General features: G+C 45.0%; 16 protein-coding genes. 13 read left to right on the forward strand and 3 right to left on the reverse strand.

Features of this window, described 5'->3' with window-relative positions; genetic code table 11:
- Window positions 1–73: 73 nt before the first annotated feature.
- The 6 genes from JSY36_RS13455 to JSY36_RS13480 all read left to right on the forward strand — a co-directional run bounded on the left by JSY36_RS13455 (window position 74) and on the right by JSY36_RS13480 (window position 7553).
- Window positions 74–544, forward strand: coding sequence for a MarR family winged helix-turn-helix transcriptional regulator (locus tag JSY36_RS13455; protein ID WP_205166774.1), 471 nt, complete (start codon window positions 74–76; stop codon window positions 542–544).
- Complete coding sequence (locus JSY36_RS13460) at window positions 522–1916, forward strand: MATE family efflux transporter (RefSeq protein WP_336511489.1); 1395 nt, start codon at window positions 522–524, stop codon at window positions 1914–1916. Before JSY36_RS13455 ends, JSY36_RS13460 begins: the two co-directional genes overlap by 23 nt.
- A 556-nt stretch (window positions 1917–2472) precedes the next feature.
- Window positions 2473–4122 (forward strand): PTS transporter subunit IIBC, encoded by a 1650-nt coding sequence (locus JSY36_RS13465; protein WP_205166830.1) that lies wholly within the window; start codon window positions 2473–2475, stop codon window positions 4120–4122.
- A 6-nt stretch (window positions 4123–4128) separates the two neighbouring features.
- Complete coding sequence (locus JSY36_RS13470) at window positions 4129–4935, forward strand: endonuclease/exonuclease/phosphatase family protein (protein ID WP_205166776.1); 807 nt, start codon at window positions 4129–4131, stop codon at window positions 4933–4935.
- A 477-nt stretch (window positions 4936–5412) separates the two neighbouring features.
- On the forward strand, window positions 5413–5847 hold the full coding sequence (locus JSY36_RS13475; RefSeq protein WP_336511490.1) for an RDD family protein: 435 nt from the start codon (window positions 5413–5415) through the stop codon (window positions 5845–5847).
- A gap of 230 nt (window positions 5848–6077) precedes the next feature.
- The gene (locus JSY36_RS13480) at window positions 6078–7553 is read left to right on the forward strand and encodes a catalase (RefSeq protein WP_205166777.1); all 1476 of its coding nucleotides are present in this window, start codon (window positions 6078–6080) and stop codon (window positions 7551–7553) included.
- A gap of 109 nt (window positions 7554–7662) precedes the next feature.
- On the opposite strand, the gene JSY36_RS13485 is transcribed toward JSY36_RS13480, so the two are convergent.
- Window positions 7663–9435 carry a methyl-accepting chemotaxis protein gene (locus JSY36_RS13485; RefSeq protein WP_205166778.1) on the reverse strand — a complete coding sequence of 591 codons (1773 nt, stop codon included), beginning with the start codon at window positions 9433–9435 and terminating at the stop codon, window positions 7663–7665.
- Between the two features lie 247 nt (window positions 9436–9682).
- Here JSY36_RS13485 and JSY36_RS13490 point away from each other — a divergent pair, with 247 nt between their 5' ends.
- On the forward strand, window positions 9683–11455 hold the full coding sequence (locus JSY36_RS13490) for a transglutaminase domain-containing protein (RefSeq protein WP_205166779.1): 1773 nt from the start codon (window positions 9683–9685) through the stop codon (window positions 11453–11455).
- A gap of 239 nt (window positions 11456–11694) precedes the next feature.
- Here the strand turns inward: JSY36_RS13490 and JSY36_RS13495 are convergent, their stop codons facing one another.
- Entirely contained in the window at window positions 11695–12009 is a 315-nt protein-coding gene (locus JSY36_RS13495) for a DUF3243 domain-containing protein (protein WP_205166780.1), read from the reverse strand.
- Between the two features lie 129 nt (window positions 12010–12138).
- Window positions 12139–12339, reverse strand: coding sequence for a YuzK family famiily protein (locus JSY36_RS13500; protein WP_122901754.1), 201 nt, complete (start codon window positions 12337–12339; stop codon window positions 12139–12141).
- A gap of 379 nt (window positions 12340–12718) precedes the next feature.
- Between JSY36_RS13500 and JSY36_RS13505 the strand changes: the two genes are divergently transcribed.
- The 6 genes from JSY36_RS13505 (at window position 12719) to aldA (ending at window position 22164) form a co-directional block, all read left to right on the forward strand.
- Complete coding sequence (locus JSY36_RS13505) at window positions 12719–14536, forward strand: sensor histidine kinase (RefSeq protein WP_205166781.1); 1818 nt, start codon at window positions 12719–12721, stop codon at window positions 14534–14536.
- A gap of 208 nt (window positions 14537–14744) precedes the next feature.
- Complete coding sequence (locus JSY36_RS13510) at window positions 14745–15386, forward strand: response regulator (RefSeq protein WP_205166782.1); 642 nt, start codon at window positions 14745–14747, stop codon at window positions 15384–15386.
- Between the two features lie 139 nt (window positions 15387–15525).
- Window positions 15526–16935, forward strand: coding sequence for a S8 family serine peptidase (locus tag JSY36_RS13515; RefSeq protein ID WP_205166783.1), 1410 nt, complete (start codon window positions 15526–15528; stop codon window positions 16933–16935).
- Window positions 16936–17161: 226 nt separating this feature from the next.
- Entirely contained in the window at window positions 17162–19546 is a 2385-nt protein-coding gene (locus tag JSY36_RS13520) for a putative bifunctional diguanylate cyclase/phosphodiesterase (RefSeq protein ID WP_205166784.1), read from the forward strand.
- Window positions 19547–19631: 85 nt separating this feature from the next.
- Window positions 19632–20342 (forward strand): tyrosine-type recombinase/integrase, encoded by a 711-nt coding sequence (locus JSY36_RS13525; protein WP_205166785.1) that lies wholly within the window; start codon window positions 19632–19634, stop codon window positions 20340–20342.
- A gap of 367 nt (window positions 20343–20709) precedes the next feature.
- Window positions 20710–22164, forward strand: a complete 1455-nt coding sequence (aldA, locus tag JSY36_RS13530) for an aldehyde dehydrogenase (RefSeq protein ID WP_336511491.1) — start codon at window positions 20710–20712, stop codon at window positions 22162–22164.
- Window positions 22165–22369 lie beyond the last annotated feature (205 nt).

The raw sequence follows: 22369 nt of genomic DNA on the forward strand, positions 1-22369 counted from the left end.
TAAACAAATATATAGATAAAAAACCGTAAATATGGTTAAATAAAAAAGTATATTTATTAGGGGGCTAATAAAAATGTCGAGAAAAATGGATCAGATGGTAGGCTATCACGTAAATCTTGTCTCCCATTTCCTTAAAAACCGCTATAATAAAAACCTTTCTGAGATCGGACTCACCGTGTCCCAGGCGAAGGTTCTCTATCATCTTGTAAATCATGGAGCCCAGACCCAGTCAGACCTGCAAAAGCTCCTTTATGTAAAAGGGTCAACGATGAACGGCATTGTTGAATCCATGTTAAAACAAGAACTTATCATAAAAGAAGACAGCACCAAGGACCGGCGTACAAAAGTGATTGAGCTTACTGAAAAAGGCAGGACGCAGGAACAAAAGCTGTGGAATGTGATCAGTCAGCTTGACGGTGACCTTACAAAAGGCATGAGTGAAGAGGAACAGAAACTGCTCATTTCCTGGTTGAAAAAACTGCAGGGAAACATTCATGAACAAACGGAAGGGAGGAAAGAGAGTGACGCAAAAAGAACAGAGTAAACGCCTCGGAACGGAGCCGATCCCGAAGCTTCTCAGAAATTTATCCATACCGGCCATGATCGGCATGTTTGTTATGGCTTTGTACAACCTTGTTGATACGATTTTTATCTCGTGGTTTGTGGGGATTGAAGGTGTAGCCGGGGTTACAATTGCCTTTCCGGTCATGCTCATTATCATGGCTGTTGCTGCTGCTGTTGGAATTGGCGGGGCGTCTGTTATTTCCAGGCGACTTGGTGAAGGAAGAGGGCATGAAGCAAATCAGGTGTTCGGTAACATCCTCACCATGATCATCATTTTCAGCGCCTTTGCCTTTATCGGTGCATTCACATACCTCGAGCCGCTTCTTAGCTTGTTTGGTGCCACATCAGAGACTTTGGGATATGCCATAGACTACATGTTTCCGATCATGCTCGGTACCATCTTTTTCTCTTTTGCCTTCACGACGAACGCCATTATCCGTTCGGAAGGAAACGCCCGGTTTGCCATGATGACGATGATCATTCCTTCGGTTCTGAACATTCTTCTTGATCCTGTGTTTATCATCTGGCTTGATATGGGGGTCCAAGGCGCAGCAATTGCAACTGTGATCTCCCAGGCATCTGTTACGGTTGTTGTGATCCGCTATTTCATGATGGGCAAAAGTACACTGGCTCCTTCTTTAGGTGACTTCAAGCCGGTGTACCGTGTGATAAAGGAAGTCGTGATCATTGGAATGCCGGCTCTTGTTCGGCAGGTGGCAGGCAGTGTCATGATGATTGCCATTAATGCCATGCTGCTTCGGTTCGGCACGGACTTTCACGTAGGGGTGTTTGGAATCGTTCAGCGGGTGGCTATGTTCACCCTTATGCCGATGATGGGTATTCTCCAGGGCATGCAGCCGATTATTGGTTACAATTACGGCGCAAAGCAGTATGGCAGATTAAAAGAAACAGTCTGGCTCGGTCTGAAAGTCGTTACAGTGTTTTCCGTTATGGTCTTTTTGCTGGTCATGATTTTCCCACACTGGTTTATGCGGATATTCACAGCTGATCCGGTGACCATTGAAGCCGGTTCGGATGGGATGAGAATCATGTTTGCCGCAGCCATTTTGATTGGTGTGCAAGTAGTAAGCGGCGGGATTTATCAGGCGCTCGGAATGGCAAAAGAGGCACTTCTTTTGTCCATGGCGCGTCAGGTGCTGTTCTTAATTCCCCTTGTCTTGATTCTGCCTCACTTTTTCGGGGTTACGGGGGTATGGCTTGCGTTCCCATTAGCGGACGTTCTCGCCTTTACTCTATCTGTTGTTCTACTTTACCGGGACCGGCGGACTTTTCTTGTCAGGACAAAAGAGGACGATGTGCAACCTGTGCAGAAACAGGCAGTATCTACCTGAAATGAATAAACGAACAGGCCGCTCCTCCAGGGGCGGCCTTTTGCGTTTGCTCTTTTCGTATAGGTTGATGCTATGTGAACTTTACCATAAACACAGTTATTATAGATGAAGCCTGCGTACCCTGCGCTTTCCGCGGGGGTGCCGGTGAGCCTCCTCATGCTTCACATTGCGTGGGCTCACCCTGGCGCCCACTTCCGCAGGAGTCTTCGGGTACTCCGGCTTCTTCACCCTTTTACGAAAAGCCACAATTTTTGCGAAAGCAGCCTTTGCGTTTGCCTGCAACAGGATAAAAATGGATAATAATTATTCCCATTTAAAACTAAAGGAGGCTGACCTTTCGCGGGTCCTGATGCAGAGGTGGGTTTAAAAAAATCTTTAATAAAAGTACCTGGAAACATCCGCCCAAATACCCTCTTGCATTTTGAAAGCACTTCATTTAACATAAGTATATACATTTGATGCAAGCGTTTGCACATTACATACGATTCAAAACATTTTGATACACAAGATTCAGTCATCCAGAAAGGTGAGAAGCACAATGGGAAAATTAAAAAACATGCCAATTCTGTCCTTTGATTTTTGGCAAAAGTTCGGAAAATCTTTACTGGTAGTGGTGGCAGTAATGCCTGCTGCCGGTATTATGATCTCGCTCGGTAAAGCCCTTGCAATGATCGATATTGATTTCGCTTTACTGCAAGCGGTTGCACGAATTATGGAAGATATCGGTTGGGCGATTATTACCAACCTTCATATTTTGTTTGCAGTTGCCATAGGTGGATCATGGGCAAAAGAGCGCGCCGGGGGTGCATTTGCTGCCCTGATCGCATTCATCCTGATGAACCGCATTACCGGAGCCATCTTCGGTGTAAACGAAGGAATGCTGAACGATCCGGACGCAACAGTCCAGACGATCTTTGGCAGCGAACTTGTTGTATCTGATTACTTTATCAGTGTAATGGGTGCACCGGCCCTTAACATGGGTGTATTTATCGGTATTGTCTCGGGTTTCCTTGGGGCTGCACTGTTCAATCGTTTTTATAACTTTGACCGCCTGCCGCAGGCTCTTGCTTTCTTTAACGGAAAGCGCTTTGTGCCGTTTACGGTTATCGTAGGGTCTGTGATTGTTGCATTCTTACTTTCATTGATCTGGCCGATGATTCAAACCGCTCTGAATAATTTCGGGGAGTGGATTGCCACGTCCCGTAACACAGCGCCGGTTATTGCACCATTTATTTTCGGTGCTCTGGAGCGCCTGCTCTTACCGTTTGGCCTTCACCATATGCTTACGGTTCCGATGAATTATACGGAGCTTGGCGGAACGTACATGATTCAGACAGGTGAAGCAGCAGGCCGTATCGTTGCGGGACAGGATCCATTGTGGCTCGCGTGGATTACTGATTTAAACAACTGGCTGGCCCAGGGAGATATGGAAGCATACAACGACCTTAAGGAAGATGTGGCTCCTGCCCGCTTTAAAGCCGGACAGGTGATTACATCTACGGCTGCTTTAATTGGTATCGCGTACGCCATGTATAAAAACGTTGACGAAGATAAGAAAGCAAAGTATAAATCTGTCTTCCTTTCAGCAGGACTGGCCGTATTTTTAACAGGTGTAACAGAGCCGATCGAATTCATGTTTATGTTTGCGGCTCCTGTCCTTTACATCATTTATGCTATCATGACTGGAATGGCATTCGCAGTGGTTGACTTGATCGACCTCCGTGTTCATTCATTTGGAATTATCGAGCTACTGACACGTACACCGCTCATGATTAACGCGGGTATTGGACGTGATTTGATTAACTTTGTGATTACATGTGCCGTATTCTTCGGACTGAACTACGGTGTTGCCACATTTATGATCCGCAAGTTTAACCTTCCAACACCAGGTCGAAATGGTAATTACATTGACAACGGGGAAGAAGGTTCATCTCCAACAACTGCCACAAATGAAGATGGCGAGGATAATTCACAGGCAGCACAGGTGATCGCACTTCTTGGCGGCCGTGATAACATTGAAGACGTGGACGCATGTATGACCCGTCTTCGTGTAACAGTAAAAAATCTTGAAGCTGTTGCCGATGAAGGTGAGTGGAAAAAGAACGGAGCTCTTGGGCTGATCAGAAAGAACCGTGGTGTTCAGGCGATATATGGTCCAAAAGCAGACGTATTAAAATCTGATATCCAAGACCGACTAGGAGCGTAATAACCTATGAAACTATTGACTCTCAACTGCCATTCCTGGCAGGAAGAGAACCAGTGGGAAAAGATCAGAACGATTGCAGAAGTAATTTATCAAAATGACTATGACGTCATCGCCCTTCAGGAAGTGAGCCAGCATGTTCATGCAAACAAGCTCTCCGGCGGAGTAAAAGAAGACAACTTTGCCTATGTACTGATCGAAGAATTGAAAAAGAGAGGGAATCATAACTACACAATGGTGTGGGACGTGGCTCACCTCGGATATGATGTTTATGAAGAGGGCCTGGCCATTCTCACGAAGCATCCGGTTACAGCTACAGAAAGCTTTTATATAACGGAAAGTGAAGACGTATCTTTCTGGAAAGCCAGAAAAATTGTCGGAGCCACGATCCGGTATATGGAAAGGGAGCTGACCTTTTATTCCTGTCACCTCGGCTGGTGGGGAGATGACGAGGAGAGTTATAAGAATCAGGCTGACCGGCTGGTGGAGAAGGCAAGCGAACATGATGTATACTTCCTCCTTGGGGATTTTAACAATGATGCGTCAACGGACGGCGAAGGGTATGATTACCTCATGTCTAAAGGACTGACGGATACGTACACCGAGGCGGTCACCAAAGATAACGGAACCACTGTTGTCGGTGACATTGCCGGGTGGGATGGAAATGAAAAAGGACTTCGTATCGACTATATCTTTACGAATGTGAGCCTGCCCGTCCACGGATCGACTGTTATTTTTAACGGAAAAAACAGACCGGTCGTCTCTGACCACTTCGGAGTAGAAGTGATCGTGGAGGCCCCGCTGCCGCAAGTATAGGAATAAAGTGTCTCAGAGGTGCTGCGTGCACCACCTGAGGCACTTTTTTTATGAAAGGACTCTGGTGTTGATTTCCGCTCATTCCACTTTCCGCGGGAGGGCGCTTCCTCTGAAGTACTCCCGCTTTTTCCTCTGCCGGTTACATTTTTATTTGCGCCTAAGCGTACGAACACATACGCGTCTCTTTTGATGATCTGCATCCTTTGATTTTCACAACGCATCGCGCGGAATTGAACGGAAAACCGACACTCCTGCGGAAGTGCGAGACAGGCGAGACCTTACATCGCACTGGGGAGGCTCGGCGCGAGTCCGCGGAAAGGGAGCGTATTCCGTTCAATGAAGCTTAGAACATCGATAAGAGGTTGAGAATGGCCCGAAATTACAGCCTTATAAAAAAGCTTTTACGTTTAACAGATGTAGGTAAAAGGTATTAGAACTGTATATGCATTAATCATTGAAGCACTGGAGGCGGTATAGGTGGAGGTAAACAATCCTGCAGGGTTCTGGAGGCGGACAGGCGCCTGGATTATGGACGCTTTTCTAATCAGTTTTGTCGTAACAATCATTACTTCTTCGATGGGTATTACGGTTTTTGATGAAGGCATCGGGTATCAGTCTGTTCAATTTCCCATCCAGGCAGGCTATCTGATTGTGCTGCCGGTTCTATGGTATGGCTATACGCTTGGAAAGAAAGCGGTACGGGTGCGGACTGTGAAGACTGATGGTTCACAGGTGACCTGGGGTGTCATGATTATCCGTGTCGTCATCGGGCTGATCCTCTACACAGTCTCTTTCGGCATTCTTGTCATTGTAAGTGCCATCATGGTCGCGGTAAGAGCAGATAAAAGAGCCATACATGATCTGATAGCAGGAACCTATGTTACAAGAGATCTGCCTCAAGAATTAAAGTGATAGGTTATCGACAATTGAAGAATACGGCAGCTAATCGATAAAGGGATGGAAGAGGATTCAACTGTAAAAGGTTTTATACCTTGTGATGTAAAGAATTAACATGTGTGAGCATATCACTAGAAAATATTATATGAAAATCATTATAATCTAATAAGGGATATAAAGAAGGTCACCTTCTTTCTCGAAACCATACTTATCATCTTTACTATTTTGAAGGAGGCTGTGCACGAATGGAAAACAAGAAACTGACCACAAACCAGGGTGTCCCGATTGAGGATAACCAGAATTCGAGAACGGCAGGCCAGAACGGCCCGACACTGCTGGAGGATTATCAGCTCATCGAAAAACTTGCGCACTTTGACCGTGAACGCGTACCTGAGCGTGTTGTACACGCCCGTGGTGCCGGTGCACACGGTGTCTTTAAAGTGAAGAACAGTATGAAGCGTTACACGAAAGCACATTTTCTGCAGAATGAAGGACAGGAAACGCCTGTCTTTGTGCGCTTTTCCACTGTAATCCATGGTACGCATTCTCCTGAGACTCTCCGAGATCCGCGAGGGTTCTCTATCAAATTCTATACAGAAGAAGGAAACTATGATTTTGTAGGAAACAACCTTCCCGTTTTTTTCATCCGCGATGCGATGAAGTTTCCGGATATGGTTCACTCGTTAAAACCTGACCCCCGGACCAATGTTCAGGATCCTGATCGTTACTGGGATTTCATGAGCCTGCGTCCGGAATCAACAAATATGATGCTTCATCTGTTCTCAGACGAAGGTATCCCGGCATCCTACCGGAACATGCGGGGATCCAGTGTTCATGCTTTCAAATGGGTAAATGAATTTGGAAATATGACTTATGTGAAACTCCGCTGGGTACCGAAAGAAGGCATCAAGAATCTTTCTGCAGACGAAGCGGAAAAAATTCAGGGTGAAGAATTTAACCATGCAACAATTGATCTTTACAACGCAATTGAGGATGGTCATTATCCTGAGTGGGATCTTTATGTCCAGTTTCTGGCTCCGGAAGATCTTGATAACTATGACTTCAACCCGCTGGATACCACAAAAGACTGGTTTGAAGAAGACTTTCCGTATCATCATGTTGGAACAATGACGCTGAATAAAAACCCGGACAACGTTTTTGCGGAAACAGAATCTGTCGGTTTTAACCCGGGAGTGCTTGTACCTGGTATCGAGCCATCGGAAGACAAAATGCTTCAGGGACGTCTGTTCTCCTACTCTGACACCCAGCGTCACCGTGTAGGACCAAACTACCTCCAGCTTCCGATCAACTGTCCTTTTGCGAAAGTGAACAATAATCAGCGTGACGGATTTATGCCGGTCGGCCAGCAGACAAGCCGTATCAACTATGAGCCGAACCGCTATGAAGATACACCGAAAGAAGATAAGTCCCAGTCTGAGTACCGGGCTCCTGTTGAAGGGGTAACCGGCCGTCAGCCCATTGAAAAGAAAAATGACTTCGGCCAGGCAGGGCATGTATGGCGCCGCTATTCCAAGGAAGAGCAGGAGGCTGTGATCCGTAATTTAACGGATGACCTGAGCGAGGTAGCAGAAGAAACGGTGCTTCGAGTTGTATGTAACTTTTACCGCGCTGATGAAGAGCTTGGGAAAACCCTTGCTGAAAAACTGAATGTGGATATAACACCTTACCTTGAAGCCGCCCAGCAGCAAAGCTCAAAATAATGTGAGGATACAAAAACTGCCGTTCCAGAAGGAGCGGCAGTTTTTTATCGTGGAGGCAGATGGTTGACCGAAAAGGCCGGTTTTTATCTTTTGAATCAACCTCATAATTTTATGCTGATTTTTGCTTTGCTGCCTCCGGACTAATCTCAAGGTTTTTTGATGAAATAGATTCTTCACGGTTTGATTCTGTATATTTAAAGTGCTCGATTTCTTTTCTCAGATCCTGGGCAAGAGAGGTTAATTCACTGGCGGATTGCGTCATCTCGTCACTCTGTTTCACTTGATGGTCTACATGGTCGGAGGCATTTGTTACCGTCTCCATAGACTGGGTGGATGTATCCGCCATTTGTTGTACCGACGCATTAATTTCTTCTGAACTGGCTGACATCTCTTCAGAAATTGCCGACATGTCGGTCACACCGGTTGATAAGGCTACAATTTCTTTTTGAATGGAAACAAACATGGTATCGAGTTTTTTAATTAACGCTGTCCCTTCAGAAGTTTCTTTTGCGCCTTCTTCAATTTTCTCCAGAGAAGCATCCATATTCGTCTGGATAGACGTAATCAGGGATTTAATTTTACCGGCGGAGCCTCTCGTTTCTTCTGAAAGCTTGCGCACTTCTTCAGCAACTACAGAGAAACCTCTTCCCGCATTACCTGCTCTGGCCGCTTCGATGGCAGCATTAAGTGCAAGAAGGTTTGTCTGGTCAGCAATATCGGTAATCATTTGGATAATCTGGCTGATCTCCCTCGAGTCGTTACGGAGAGCCGTTACCTTCTCAGCGGCCTGCTCAGAATTTACATTAATTTTTTCCATCTGGCTTACACTCCGGTCCACTAATTCCTGACCCTGGGCGCTTGTGTTGCTTACATCCACGCTTCGTTCGGATAAATCACCGGCGAACTCGGCTACACGCTGAATACCCGCAGTCATTTCATCCATTGTCTGGCGGATTTCTTTCGAGGAAGCCAGCTGATGCCTGGTACCTTCTGTTATATACTGAAAAGCCTGGTCCATTTCCAAAGCGGACTGGTTGGTGGCAGTGGCATTTATATTCATTTTAATGGAAGATTGCAACACGTTGCTCGAACTGGCAGCAATCCTGACGATCAGGGCCTTCAGGTTCAGCCCCATTTTATTAACAGAGGTGGAGAGTTCGGCCATTTCATCTTTACCATCATCGTTAAGCAGATCAATTGTCAAATCGCCTTCAGCTACCCTGTTGGCAAAGGAAATGATCGTTGGAAGCTTTTTGAGAACCCTCAGATAAAGAGTGATAAACGTAAATGAAATGAGAAACAGAAACAGAGCTATGATGATTGCAGCTACCATAAGTAAAAGATTCATGTGGGCCTGAGCGCCGTCTGCTTCGTTGGAGGCCCGGGTATTAACGATTTGCTGGAACTCTTCGACCGGCGTCATGATCATAGACTTCTGCTCTTCGTAAAAGTTGTTGAACATCAGGTCGGTTGCGGTTTCAAGATCACCTGACAGTCCAGCCTGAAGGGCAGTATCCTCGGTACTGACAAGAGCATCGGACATTTGACTGGCCTGTTCCAGTAAGGCAAGCTCCTCCTCGGGAGTGTTCATTTCTTCCAAACGGCTGATAACAGCTTCTCTGGTCTGCGTTTCATTTACTTCTCTCCAGTAATTGTCGTAGTAGACCGTGTCACCTGTAACAGCAAATTGTCTGGCCTGGTTTGTAAGATAATCGGATGCTGCCGTAAGTTCTGCTCCCAGCGACTGCCACTCTTTTTCACGCTCAGTTGTCCCCGTATACTCCTGGATACTCTGATAAAAAGAAATCAGTACGAAAACCATTGCTGCAGCTAAGATGAGGGATAAGGCTCCTAACCATTTAAATAACGTGATAAATTTCAAATTGATCTCTCCTTTTTTTGCTTCTTATGGGATGGAATGCAGATTCCGAATGTCTTTCATTTTTATCGCCACAGCATGCAGATGATTCGATAGTAAGAACATAATTTGAATATAGTCACGGGTTATTAACAAAAAACAGTAAATTCAACATATAGGAAAAATAAACTAAAAGTTGGTAGAATGATAGGAGGATTGCCTTTAAACTATAGTTAATAAGTAATCGAAAAACAAATAATGGAGTGGGAAGATGGGTCATTTTCAAAAGAAAGCCTGGCTTCTGACGGCATCTTTAGTTGTGCTTGCGGGTTGCAGCGATGAAGAGGAAGCTGCTACAGAAGAACTGACACATACGGGTGCCACAGAGGAAGAAACAGAAGAAAAGGAAGAGGAAACGGTTCTGGCAGATGAGGAGATTGAACGGCTTAGTGCCCAGGCGGGGGTTGAGACAAAGCCTCAAAATCTGGCCCGTTATGCCGGAGAGATCGGCCTTACCCTCACATCTCCTGTATACCAGGAATATGCAACGAATAATAAAGTTAAAATTGAAGGCCATATTGAACATACGGAGAACCTTCAGAGTGAGCGGATGTGGTTAAACATCAGGTACACAGGAAATAAGGACCTTCCGTATAACAACACGATGGATCACTATATTCCCATTGAGGCAGACGGTTCTTTTTCCAAAGAGGTCCTCCTCCACGGTGGTGAAGGGGACCACCGGGTGATTGTCCGGGCTCCAAGTACGACAGAAGGAGAAGAAAACCGTTATTATGATGTAACGACACTAACTGTTGCCAAAATGTCAGATGAACTAGATAGAGAAATTGAAACAACCGCTTCTGCTTCTGAACACGAGCTTGTGATTCATCAGCCGGAGACCGGGCTGATTGAGGCAGACGGCACCTTTACTATTTCAGGAGAACTGCCACTGGCGGAAGATGATCACAGTCTGATCGCTACTGTAAAGGGAGAAGGGCCCGGTGAAAGCGAGGATTTGAGGATCGGGATTGAAAATGGAGCGTTCCAAAGTGAGGTCCCTCTTTATTTCGGTGAAGCCTGGCACGAAATCACTTTAAGCGTGTACAACCCTGAAGATGAGCTTTATTATGAAGCGGCGACCATCTTTGTTTATAATCAGTCAGATGAACAATTTGCAGAGGTGGAGTATTTCCGTGATTACTTTGACCGTGGTGTAACATTAACCTATCCGACTGCATTGAAGCCGTTAACTCTTTCTGAAAATACATACCGTTTCGCCGGTGAAATCGACCCTGACATTCCGGGAGCTGACGAAATTGAGCAGATGATTGTAACAACGGAATTCGAAGGGGAAGAAGAAGCGACATATTATCTCCCGGTAGAAAACTACCAGTTTGACGGGGACGTATGGCTCCGTTTTGGAGAAGGAAAATACGAGATTACCGTCAGTGTGCCGGATCTTGAGGATGAGGAAGAGAGCTTTTTCAGGTATAAAGGAGTTGCCCAGTTCAAACATCAGGTGACAGGGGTCGAAGATGAGCGGAGTCTTCTGCCTTCAAGGGGGATTGAGTCGGATCATGAAGACATTCAAAGCCTGGCTCAGGATTTAACAGAAGGACTTGATTCTGACCGTGAAAAAGCGAAGGCAGTCTATGACTACCTCACCAATAACATTGCCTATGATGTGGAAAAATTCAACGAACGTCTGTTTGAGCTTGATGACAGTGCGGTAAAGACCCTTGAGCTGCAAAAAGGGGTTTGTCAGGACTATGCCTTTCTTGGGGTTGCCCTTCTCCGTTCCATCGGTATGGAAGCCAACTACGTGGGCGGTATGGCGACAACCGGTTTGATGTCGAGGGAACGTCATGCATGGGTAGAAGTTAAGGTAGACGGTGAATGGATTGAAATGGACCCAACCTGGGGAGCAGGGTACATTGACAGTGAAACAGATGAGTTTGTCTTCCGCTATTCTGAAGACTACTTCGATCCTGACGAAGATTTCCTGAGCAGCACCCACAGCAGACAGGAAATTATGTATTAAGGTGGCTGTATCAATTTTCTTTTAGAAAAGAGCTGAAGATTAGGATATAGGAAAGCTTTGAGATTCCTCTTAGGGAATGTCAAAGCTTTTTTGTATTCTCCTGTAAAGAATGAAGCGATCCGCCAGCTGGCAGTCACAGCTGATCATTTGAATGATGAAACGAGTACACTTTAACTCTGTGCCAAAAAGAACAGGATGACCCGAAAGGTCGGTTTTTACCTTTGGGGTCATCCTGTTTATTAATTCCCTTCTTTTTTCGCAAGCTTCACCAATACGTGGGCGATCTGATGTTTTTCCTCATCGTCTGCTACCTTCCACATTTCCTGCAGAAGCTTTTCTTCTGTGTTTTTTGGCTCTTCATGGTTCTTAAGGTATTCTGCCACCCGTTCGGCTCCTTTGGCGATCTGTTCTTCACTTAAGCCGACTTTTTCTCCTTTTTTAATCTTATCAGCCAGGTAGTCCTGGAATCTTCCGAAGCTGTCAAGAATTTCTTCCTTCTTCTGCTCGGGCATCGCCTGAATTTTCTCTTCTGCCTGCTGTTTTGTATTTGCCATTTTTAAATCCCTCCGTTTAATTGTGACTATATAGAGTCCGTTCCTGATTTTTCGTATTCCTAAACATTAAGGGGGAAGAAAAAAGACTGCCGGGAAGAGGAAGTCTTCCCGGCAGTCAAAAATGAAGGGCTATTCTCTGGAGTGGTGAAGGTCGTTCGAGATTTCACGCTCTATTTTTTGTGATTGTTTATGGTCTTTCTCACGGCTCTTTTCCACTTCAATTTTTTTGTCAAGGCTGCTGTTGAGCTTTTCGTGTCCGATTCCGTGGTTCTGACGGAGGCCTTTTTCCATGTTCTCAGTATACTTCAATTTGTCGTCTTTTCCGGTCATTGTTCATTCTCCTTTTTCAATAATGGCGTGTTATGTAGTCTATTTCCGCTCACAAAAAAACTCAAACATCTTAAATCAGGTCATTTCTGTGTACGATGTGTAGGCTTGCCAAATGTCTGTAACTTCATGCATCTTCCCCCTTTCCTGCAGGAAGTGGAGGAAAAAGGGGAATCCCGGCGAATAGTTATTGGGAGGACACTGAAAAAATACAAACCAACTTTTTCAGTACCTTTTATTTAGTGGCAATGGCTCCACTCGGTTGCGCGCCGTAACAGGCTTCTAAAAGATGCAACCGTTCCGCACATTGCTCAGAAGGCACTGGAAAAAGGTAAAGACCGAACTTTTTCAGTGCCTTCGGTTATGGAGCACGGAGGCGCGTATGGATATTCATAAAATGGAAAAAAGAGAACAAAAAGCAAAACAATTCATGCTTGTAACGAGTATCCTTGGTTTTGTTGTGATGCTGGCTGCAGGCTTTCAGGCGGCACTGCCTTTTTCATGGTCAATTTTTCTTTTGCTGGTGGCCTTTCTTTTTATTACAGAATTTTTTGCAATTCCTGTATGGAAAGGAGCTACAACCCTTGGATTTCCTATTGTTTTTACAATGGATTTACTGTTTGGGCTGCCGTTAACCCTGGTTGTATATGGGGTGGTTATTCTTTGTGTGAACGCATTGCAGAAGCGTTCCGTTCATATTCTTTCTTTTAATGCAGCACAGCTTGTGATCAGCTTTCTTGGTGCAAAAGGCCTGATGCTTATCTTTGTGCCTGTTTTGGGACGTAGTCTGGAAACGCTCCCCGAAACGATGTTTTATACAGCGTTGTTTACGTTTTTATTTTACGTAATCAACCATACCTTCGTTGACTTGGTCCTGCTGATCAGACCCCAGCCCTACAGGTTCCGTGACTGGAAGCAGAAAACAACTGTTGAATCCGTAGGGATGATGATCTCCATCGTCTATCTCGGACTGTTTTTTTTACTCGGCAACCAGAACCGGGGAGAGGTCGTTGATATTTTTTCTTTCTTCTTTTTCTTCTCGCCTCTTGTAGCCCTGTCTCTCATTGGTGCAAGTAATGTTAAGTTAAGAAGAGAAAAGGACAGGCTGTTGGGGCTTGTGAATCTAAACGAGGATTTAAATGAGCGGATACCGGATAAAAAATGGCTCGCAGGTGTGGAAAAAAACCTGTCCAAGTTATTTGAGTACGACGGGATCGGCATCTGGACTAAAGAAGGGAGCACATGGACAAACCAGTTAAGTCTGGGGATAGCAGATCCAAAGAAAGAGCGGACAAATCTTGATTCGTTCGAAGAGAAGTACCGGGAGCTTACAGTGGCCCCTTCACCTATACAAAAAGACGAGCAGGTAAGAAACAGCTTTCATCCTTATGTAAAAACAGCGGTACTGTGCCCTCTTAAAGTAGAAGGGGACACGGCGGGGTTTATCCTGATCGGAAAAACAAGGTCCGGTCGGATTCGTCCGGAAGAAAGCAAAATGATGAAAGCATTGGTAAACCAGCTTGAGGTCCTGATGAAGGGGAGAAGCCTGATCGATGAAAGGGAACACCGGATGATTCTTCAGGAGCGTAACCGCATCGCAAGGGAAATTCATGACGGCATTGCACAGTCAGTTGCAGCGGCCGTGATGAAGCTTGAAGTGGCAAAACGCCAGGCGCCAGGGAAGCCCGACAAAGCTTTTGAACTTCTTCATCAGGTCATTCCTGAATTGAGGAGCAGCTTATCTGAAATCCGGGAATCCATTTATGCTCTGCGCCCTTTTCCCACAGAAGAGCACGGTCTTGTGCAGGCCCTTAAAGAAGAGGCAGACCGGGTAAGAAGCCTGGAAAAAGGAACGCAGATTACCCTTACTATAAAAGGGGATGTCCCCATCCTTAAGCCGGAAAAAGAAAAACTCGTCTATACGACTTTTAAAGAGAGTGTCCAAAATGCATTAAAGCATGCAGGAACAGCCAGTGCAGACATTGTCCTTACTTCAACTGAGGATGAAGTCATCCTTGAAGTCAGTGATGCCGGTGTGGGACTTGTCCTTAAGGAAGCGTTAATTAAAGCCAGGAAAGGGAAACACTTTGGCATAGTAAATATGAGTGAAGAAGCAGGTAGAAACGGCGCTTCCTTTCAAATAGACAGTGAAGCCGGTAAAGGAACGAAGATAACACTTTCAGTACCTGCAGACAGATAAAGGCAGTGAAAAAGTTCGCTCTTTACCTTTTTCCAGTGCCCTTTAACCAATGAGCGTAACGGTTGCATTTTTAAAAAGCCTGTTATGAGTGAGTTTCTCGTAGCAGACGCGCAACCGAATGGAGCCATTGCAACTCAAATAAAAGGCAGTGAGAAAGTTGTTTTGTACTTTTTCAGTGGCCTCACAGATAGAGAGGGGACTTTAGAGAATGCCAGCGATTATGATTATTGATGATCATGCAGTGTTAAGAGATGGTTTAAAAACGATATTCTCCATGGAAGACGATTTTACAGTTGTGGCGGAAGCGGAAACAGCCAAAGAAGCTATGGAAAAGCTTACGGGGATCACACCGGATGTAATTATTATGGATATCAATCTTCCAGGGGAAAACGGAGTGGACCTGACTAAAAGAATTAAGGAAAAGTACAAAGGAATAAAAGTGCTTATCCTAACGATGCATAAGCATGAAGAATATTTTATGGCAGCCATAAGGAATGGCGCTGACGGATACGTATTGAAGGATGCACCGTCGGAGGAAGTAGTCACAGCGGTTCGTACGTTGATGACGGGAGAGGCGGTCATCCCGTCATCCATGACAAGAACGTTACTGACGATGCATCAGCAGCCAGAGCAGGAAAAAGCAGACAAAGAACTCACAGAACGTGAAAAGGAAGTGCTTGACTGCCTTGTAAAAGGGCTCAGCAACAAAGAAGTGGCAGAGGAGCTTCTAATCAGTGATAAAACAGTAAAGATCCATGTAAGCAATATCTTTAAAAAGCTTGGTGTGAAAAGCCGTTCCCAGGCCGTTATCCATGCGATCCAGCACCAGCTGGTTTCTATTCCCGAATAGATTCATAGGCTGTCAATCATAGAAGAGGCTAATTCAAAAGTAGTATTGTTCGTCAATAATTTACCTCTTTTGCTTAATTGTAAAGAAAATTCTAAACCTTCATACTAAAATTACACTACGCATGAAGGGAAGGACGTTTATGAAAAACTTAATAAAAGGCGCAGTTTCACTGGTCCTGGTGCTTGCCCTGCTTTTCCCCGCGGGCACAACAAGCAAGGCGATAACGGGACCGCTCCTATCCTTGGATCCGGTACTTGATTCCAAGTTAATGGAAAAACTAGAGGGGGCAGAACTTGCTGAAGTTATTATTACTTTTCACGGTGATGAAGCACTGGCAGAAAGTGAACTGGCACTCCTTCAAGGCATCGGCTTAACTGACTTATTAACCTTCGAAAACCTGCCGATGGCAGGGGCAGTTGTAACAAAAGACCAGGTAGATGCTCTTTTTGAAATGGATGATGTTTTATCTGTCTACCTGAATGAAGAACTTACGTATTATAACGCCGACTCAAGAGACATAACAAGAGTGGACGAAGTGCGAAGTGATGAAGGGTTCAAACAAAACAACGGCGGCCTTCCAGTTACCGGTGAAGGTGTCGGTGTTCTCGTCAATGACAGCGGTGTGGACGGGACACATGAGGATCATAAATTCGGTGATAATCTTGTACAAAACGTTCTTGGGACATTCAACTTGAACAGCTTGAGTGGAATTTTACCTGTAACCTATCTGGAGAACGTACCAAACACGGATACGAATTCCGGTCACGGAACACACGTAGCAGGTACGGTTGGAGGAACGGGTGCAAAGTCAGATGGTAAATACGAAGGTGTTGCTCCAGGGGCAGACCTCATTGGATACGGATCTGGCGCAGTCATTCTTATGCTGGATGGGATCGGCGGCTTTGATTATGCCCTTGCCAACCAGGAACGCTATGGTATTCAGGTGATTACTAACTCATGGGGATCATCTGGAGACTTCGATCCTTTCCACCCGATTAACATTGCAAGTAAACAAGCGTATGATGCCGGTATTGTTGTCTTGTTTGCAGCAGGTAACGAAGGACCCGAAGAGAATACCCATAACCCTTATGCAAAAGCGCCGTGGGTGATTTCAGTAGCTGCAGGTAACAAAGATGGTACCCTGGCTGATTTCTCTTCACGGGGAACAGAAGGTAAAGGCGGCTCTTTTGAAATTGACGGCGAAGAATGGGAGTGGAAAGATGAGCCGACACTCACAGCCCCTGGAGTGGATATCATCTCCACACGGGTCATTGCTCCTCTTTCTGCTTTAGCGATTGAAAAAGACCTGGAATACATTGACCTTGAGCATATCCCTTACTACACAACCATGAGCGGAACATCAATGGCAACCCCTCACGTAGCCGGTATTGTTGCATTGATGCTTGAAGCAAATCCTGATCTTTCGCCGGACGAGGTGAAAACAATCCTTCAGGACACAGCGTCTGAGATGGAAGGAAGGGCGTCGTGGGAAGCGGGTGCAGGATATGCAGATGCTTATGAAGCAGTCCGGCTATCGTTTCAACAGTAAAAAAACCAAAAACCTTTAGAGGATATTTGAATAAATATATGAGATGTTTTTGTGCAGCGGCACGGGGACATCTCTTTTTTTTGTTTTTTAGCCGAATCTTATTTCCATAGTCAAACCGATTATACTTTTACCAGCAATTTAGAATTAGTCATAAATCGTACGCAAAATTTGGTGAATATTGTGATAAAATGAAAGATATCATGCCTTAAGAATCAGGAGGAAAGTCATGTTGGATGTTATTATACCCGATCAGCTGGCAATGGTAACCCTCGCCGCTGCGTATCTGTTATGTATCTGTACATGCTTTATGTGTATTACACACCGCCTGGCATTCAAGGATTACACGAGGAAAAAGCAGCTTGGAATTGTTGTCATTTATGGGATCAGCTTCTGGGTTGTCCACCCTCTGATTCTGTTATCTGAAAGGACCGTTACCTTAACGGAAACGACCATTCTTCTTATGGTTTTAACGGTACCTCTCACCTGTGCGGCCCTTTGGGTTGCATTGGCTATGGGAGCAAAAATAGAAATTTCATCAATTCAGTTCCTCCTGGGCAGTTTTATTATAGGGACGATAATATTCACACTTGATGTCACACTGTACATGCTTGCTTTTGCAGACACCCTTGATATCAACGGATTGATTCTGACTTACAGTTACCTGCTGGTCGGATGCATAGCAGGGGCCGTACTTCGGTTTCTCCTGATCCTGAATAATGAAACAGAACTTGATGAAATAAAGAAATGGCATTTTGCCGGCGCTGTCACCATCGGCATTGCCTTAGCCAGTATACCGAATGTGATTAAAGCCTCTCTTACAGTGGGGAAGGAACTGACGAATTTAACCCTCACCTTTGACTCGATCTTTTTTGCCCTTCTGATCAATATTGTTGCGCTCATTGTTCTCATCCTGGTACCGGACCTGTTAGGAGATAACCAGCGTAAAAAAACAAAGCTTGCACTTCTGACAAACCGTGCAGAGTACCATTCTTTGTTCTTTAATCACCCGGATGCTGTTTTTGCCATTGATCGGGAAGAACGCTTTATCAGAATGAATGAAACGGCGAGGCAGACGCTTAACCAGACAGAGGCGACGCTGCCTCCTTCCCTTGCGCTCAAGGATGTATTGAAAAGCCGCACATACGTTAAGGTAAAAAGCTACCTCAAGCAGGCATTTGAAGGAATCGGGAGTGAGTTTCATCTGTATACGGCAGATGACCGTTATTTTCAGGTGACACTTCTGCCGTTGGAGTTTGAAGGTCAGACGGCTGCTTATGCTATCTTGAAAGATCAGACCGATCCTAAAAAGTATCAGGAGCAAATCCAGCACTTCGCTTTTCACGACGACCTGACTGGCTTGAAAAACCGCAGGGGGTTCTTTGTTGAACTGGAGGAAATTAATCATCCCTTTTCCATCGTGATGATTGATTTTGACCACTTTAAACGGATCAATGATATTTACGGACACGATTACGGTGACCTGCTGCTGAAAGAGCTGGCAAGACGAATGAAGCACCGGTTTTTAAGACCCTTTTCCATAGCCCGGATCGGCGGGGACGAATTTGCAATGATTTATTCGGGAGAAGATGAAGAGGCATTAGTCAATGCCTGCCGGAAATTCCTTGACGACTTTTCGGAACCTATTCAAGTAGGGGGCAGACTGTGCTACATGACACCGAGTATTGGCTTCGCTCATTCGATAGCAGATGAAAAGCCGGCTGCAATTGTGAGTTATGCAGACTACGCTATGTTCCAGTCAAAAAATAATGGCAGAAACCAGATTCAATTGTTCAAACCGGAAATGAAAGAACGTCTGGAGAGAAAGAAGGTGCTGGAAAAAGACCTGCCCCATGCCATTTTAAACGACGAGCTGTTCCTCGTGTATCAGCCGATTCTTAATACAGTCTCAGCCCGGATAGAGGCAGTCGAAGCCCTGGTAAGGTGGGATCATCCCAAACTGGGCCTTATTTCACCGGGGGAATTTATACCGACCGCTGAAGATATCGGTGAGATTGCTCATTTGGAAGAATGGGTAGTGACAACGGCATGTGAAGAAGTGAAAAAGTGGAATGAGTCACTGGCCGAGCCTGTCAGACTGTCGGTAAACTTGTCCATGAAACATATTGAACAGACTGACATCCACCTATTTGTAAAAGACAGACTGACTCAAACAGGGTTCAGCCCGGAATGGATGACAATTGAGCTCACAGAAACGACTCTCATGAGAAGAGAGAAGGAGACGGTCAAATCCATTGAAAAGCTTAAGGAAATGGGCGTTGCTGTTTATCTTGATGATTTCGGCACAGGATACAGTTCGCTAAATTATATTATGCGTCTGCCATTGGACGGGGTTAAGCTGGACCGTCTGTTTTTACAGAAGATGAAGCAGGACAACGAACACTATACGCTCGTCCATTCTCTTATTACGATGAAACATAAGCTTGGCCTTGAAGTCGTTGCTGAAGGTGTGGAAACAAAAGATCATTTGCACATGCTTGAAAAAATGGGCTGTGAAAAAATACAGGGATATTATATTGCTAAGCCCCTTCATCATCAAGTGTGCCTCAATATGGTGAAATCAGGAATATTACCTGCAGCTGAAATTGTTTGATCGTAAAAGCTTTATAGTGGAAAATATGTATTTAAAATGTAAGAATAAGAATAGCAAAGATTTTATAATAGGGGTTAGGGGTTATATGTGTATTCAAAAAACAAATACAACGGAAAACAGAAAAAAGGTAACTGCTTTTTTAACGAAGGGCGATGTGGATAAAATCGTAAATACTCTTGTTAATAAACAGGACGCGATTATTATCAAACTGCTGTTCTTCAGTGTACAGGGGACGGAAGTATCAGAAATCAGAAATTTAACGATTCATGATGTAGACAAAGCGGAGCGAGAGGTCGTTGTGACTGACGATAAAAACCCGGACTGTCCCCGCATTGTCAAACTTGATGCCGAGACCATTGCGCTGATTGAAGAGGCGCACCAGGAAAACGAATATGTTAAAAAGAACGGGGATATGGCCCAGACCAAGAACGTGAAAACAACGGTGGAAATGCCAGGATCAGATGAAACTGAATTTGTCCTGAAAACCGGTAAGACAAACCGAAAGCATGATAAAAAGGTGAGTCAGTACACAATCTACAACAGGATCGAAATGATACGGGACCTGGAACCTGTAAAGCGTATTTCCAGCAGCTTGAATTCCAAAATGATCGTAAGAAGCGGTATGCTGTATCGTGCCACTCAGATCCTTGAATCAGAGGGCGGCACCCTTGACAACAATAAAATAAAACAAGTGTGCAAAGAATTTAACGTAAGAAGCCACTGGGCAGTGAAGGGGTTTATGAATATAGACACGATTAACAGTTTGTACGGAGAACCAGAAGTAAATAAGGGCTGAAAAAAGACGGTTTTAAAGAGGGGCGCAAGCTATCCTTCTTTAAGACCGTTTCTTTTTTATCAAATAGGGTTCCAAAGAGAAAAAAGAGTCCAGGAGCAGGGAAGTGATTGTTCCGATAGTCCTCTGAATTCTATCAATAAAGGCATTAATTCTGCAGGAAAAGCCGACAATTCTACCGATAATCCGAATAATTCTTCCAAAAAGAAAAAGAGACGATGCACAAGAGACCCTCTGAGAGAGACACCTTTAAAACCAGCACAAAGGAGCCCGTGGGTACAAAGAATTTCAAAACCACTGTTGTTTTAACAGTACAGGATCGGGTAAAAGAAAAGGGTGATAACTAACAAATTGTAAGTAAAAAGCGGAGGTGCTCGGTTTGACGAATTCGATCTATATTAACGGTGAGTTTGTAGAAAGCGGATCAGAGGAGATGATTGATGTTATCAATCCTGCTACAGAAGAGACGATCAGGCAGGTGGTAAAAGGCAACGAGGATGATGCGAAAAAAGCGATCGATGCTGCTTACGAAGCTCAGAAAAGCTGGGAACAGAAGCCGGCTTCCGAGCGCGCGGAATATTTGAACGTCATCGCAGACAAGCTTGAAGAAAACGAAGAATCATTCGCCAGACTGCTTACCGAAGAGCAGGGTAAAACGCTTGCGCTATCCACCGGGGAAATCCGGATGACTGTTGACTATTTCAGATATATGGCCGGATGGGCAAGACGGATCGAAGGTGATGTTGTACCAAGCGACAACCCGGATGAAAACATTATCGTGCTTAAAAAACCAATCGGTGTAGTTACCGGTATTGTTCCATGGAACTTCCCGATGATGGTTTTAGCAAGAAAAGTAGCTCCGGCAATCGTGACCGGCTGTACGGTTGTCATAAAGCCGAGTCAGCAGACCCCTCTTACTGCGATTAAATTCACAGAGCTGCTCCACGAACATGCAGGCCTTCCAAAGGGGGTCTTTAACCTGATCACGGGATCAGGATCGTCTGTCGGTAAAGAGCTGGCATCTAATAATAAAGTCGGAATGGTAAGTTTAACCGGAAGCTTTCCTGCCGGGTCAAAAGTGATGGAGGCGGCTTCTGAAAAAATCATCAAAGTGAATCTTGAACTTGGAGGGAAAGCCCCGGCCATTGTAACGGAGCATGCAGACCTTGACCTTGCAGCCGAAAAAGTCATCGAATCGAGGATTATAAATGCTGGACAGGTATGTACAAATGCGGAGCGTGTGTATGTGCACGAGTCGGTTGCAGATACCTTTATTGATAAAGTGACGACGAAAATGCGTGACCTCTCCTTTGGGGATCCGCTTAAAGAAGGGATGGACTTTGGTCCTCTCGTAAGTAAAGAACAGCTTGAAGATGTAGAAGAAGCGGTAGAAAAAGCAAAAAAAGATGGAGCCGATGTTCTCATTGGAGGGAAACGGGCAGACATTGAAAAAGGGTTTTTCTTTGAACCAACTGTAATCAGTGGTGCGAAACAGGAAATGGACATCATGCGATCAGAGATTTTCGGACCTGTTTTACCAATCGCTGTTTTCGGTGATCTTGATGAAGCGATAGAACTTGCCAATGATTCTGATTACGGGCTCTCTTCATCCATCTTCTCGGAGAATTATCACGAGGTGATGCGTGCTGTTAATGAACTGAAATTTGGAGAAGTCTTTGTTAACCGTGAGAATTTCGAAGCCATACAGGGATTTCATGCAGGCTGGCGTCAGTCAGGACTTGGCGGAGCCGACGGGAAGTACGGGATAGAAGAGTATCTCCAGACAACGGTGGCTTACATGCAGTACGATAAAAAAAGAAAATAAGAGTTAAACTGAAAAGGTCGCTTTTTACCTTTTCAGTTTAACTCGAAGCAATGAGCGGAGCCGCTGCCCTCTTTAAAGAGCCCGGAAGGAGTGGGTTTTCTCCTGCCGGGGGAGCAACGTGCGTAGCCATTGCCAAGCTACTGTGACCTTCTGAGTTAACTTATGCAACCTGTTGTAACAGACTTGTCATGGAATTTTCATGATC

It is taken from the genome of Alteribacter salitolerans (assembly GCF_016901055.1).
Classification (GTDB): Bacteria; Bacillota; Bacilli; order Bacillales; family Salisediminibacteriaceae; genus Alteribacter; species Alteribacter keqinensis.

Coding starts and splice junctions, on each gene's coding strand:
- JSY36_RS13455 (WP_205166774.1), top strand. CDS start 74: ATGTCGAGAAAAATGGATCAGATGGTAGGCTATCACGTAAATCTTGTC.
- JSY36_RS13465 (WP_205166830.1), top strand. CDS start 2,473: ATGCCAATTCTGTCCTTTGATTTTTGGCAAAAGTTCGGAAAATCTTTA.
- JSY36_RS13470 (WP_205166776.1), top strand. CDS start 4,129: ATGAAACTATTGACTCTCAACTGCCATTCCTGGCAGGAAGAGAACCAG.
- JSY36_RS13480 (WP_205166777.1), top strand. CDS start 6,078: ATGGAAAACAAGAAACTGACCACAAACCAGGGTGTCCCGATTGAGGAT.
- JSY36_RS13490 (WP_205166779.1), top strand. CDS start 9,683: ATGGGTCATTTTCAAAAGAAAGCCTGGCTTCTGACGGCATCTTTAGTT.
- JSY36_RS13495 (WP_205166780.1), bottom strand. CDS start 12,009: ATGGCAAATACAAAACAGCAGGCAGAAGAGAAAATTCAGGCGATGCCC.
- JSY36_RS13500 (WP_122901754.1), bottom strand. CDS start 12,339: ATGACCGGAAAAGACGACAAATTGAAGTATACTGAGAACATGGAAAAA.
- JSY36_RS13505 (WP_205166781.1), top strand. CDS start 12,719: ATGGATATTCATAAAATGGAAAAAAGAGAACAAAAAGCAAAACAATTC.
- JSY36_RS13510 (WP_205166782.1), top strand. CDS start 14,745: ATGCCAGCGATTATGATTATTGATGATCATGCAGTGTTAAGAGATGGT.
- JSY36_RS13515 (WP_205166783.1), top strand. CDS start 15,526: ATGAAAAACTTAATAAAAGGCGCAGTTTCACTGGTCCTGGTGCTTGCC.
- JSY36_RS13520 (WP_205166784.1), top strand. CDS start 17,162: ATGTTGGATGTTATTATACCCGATCAGCTGGCAATGGTAACCCTCGCC.
- JSY36_RS13525 (WP_205166785.1), top strand. CDS start 19,632: ATGTGTATTCAAAAAACAAATACAACGGAAAACAGAAAAAAGGTAACT.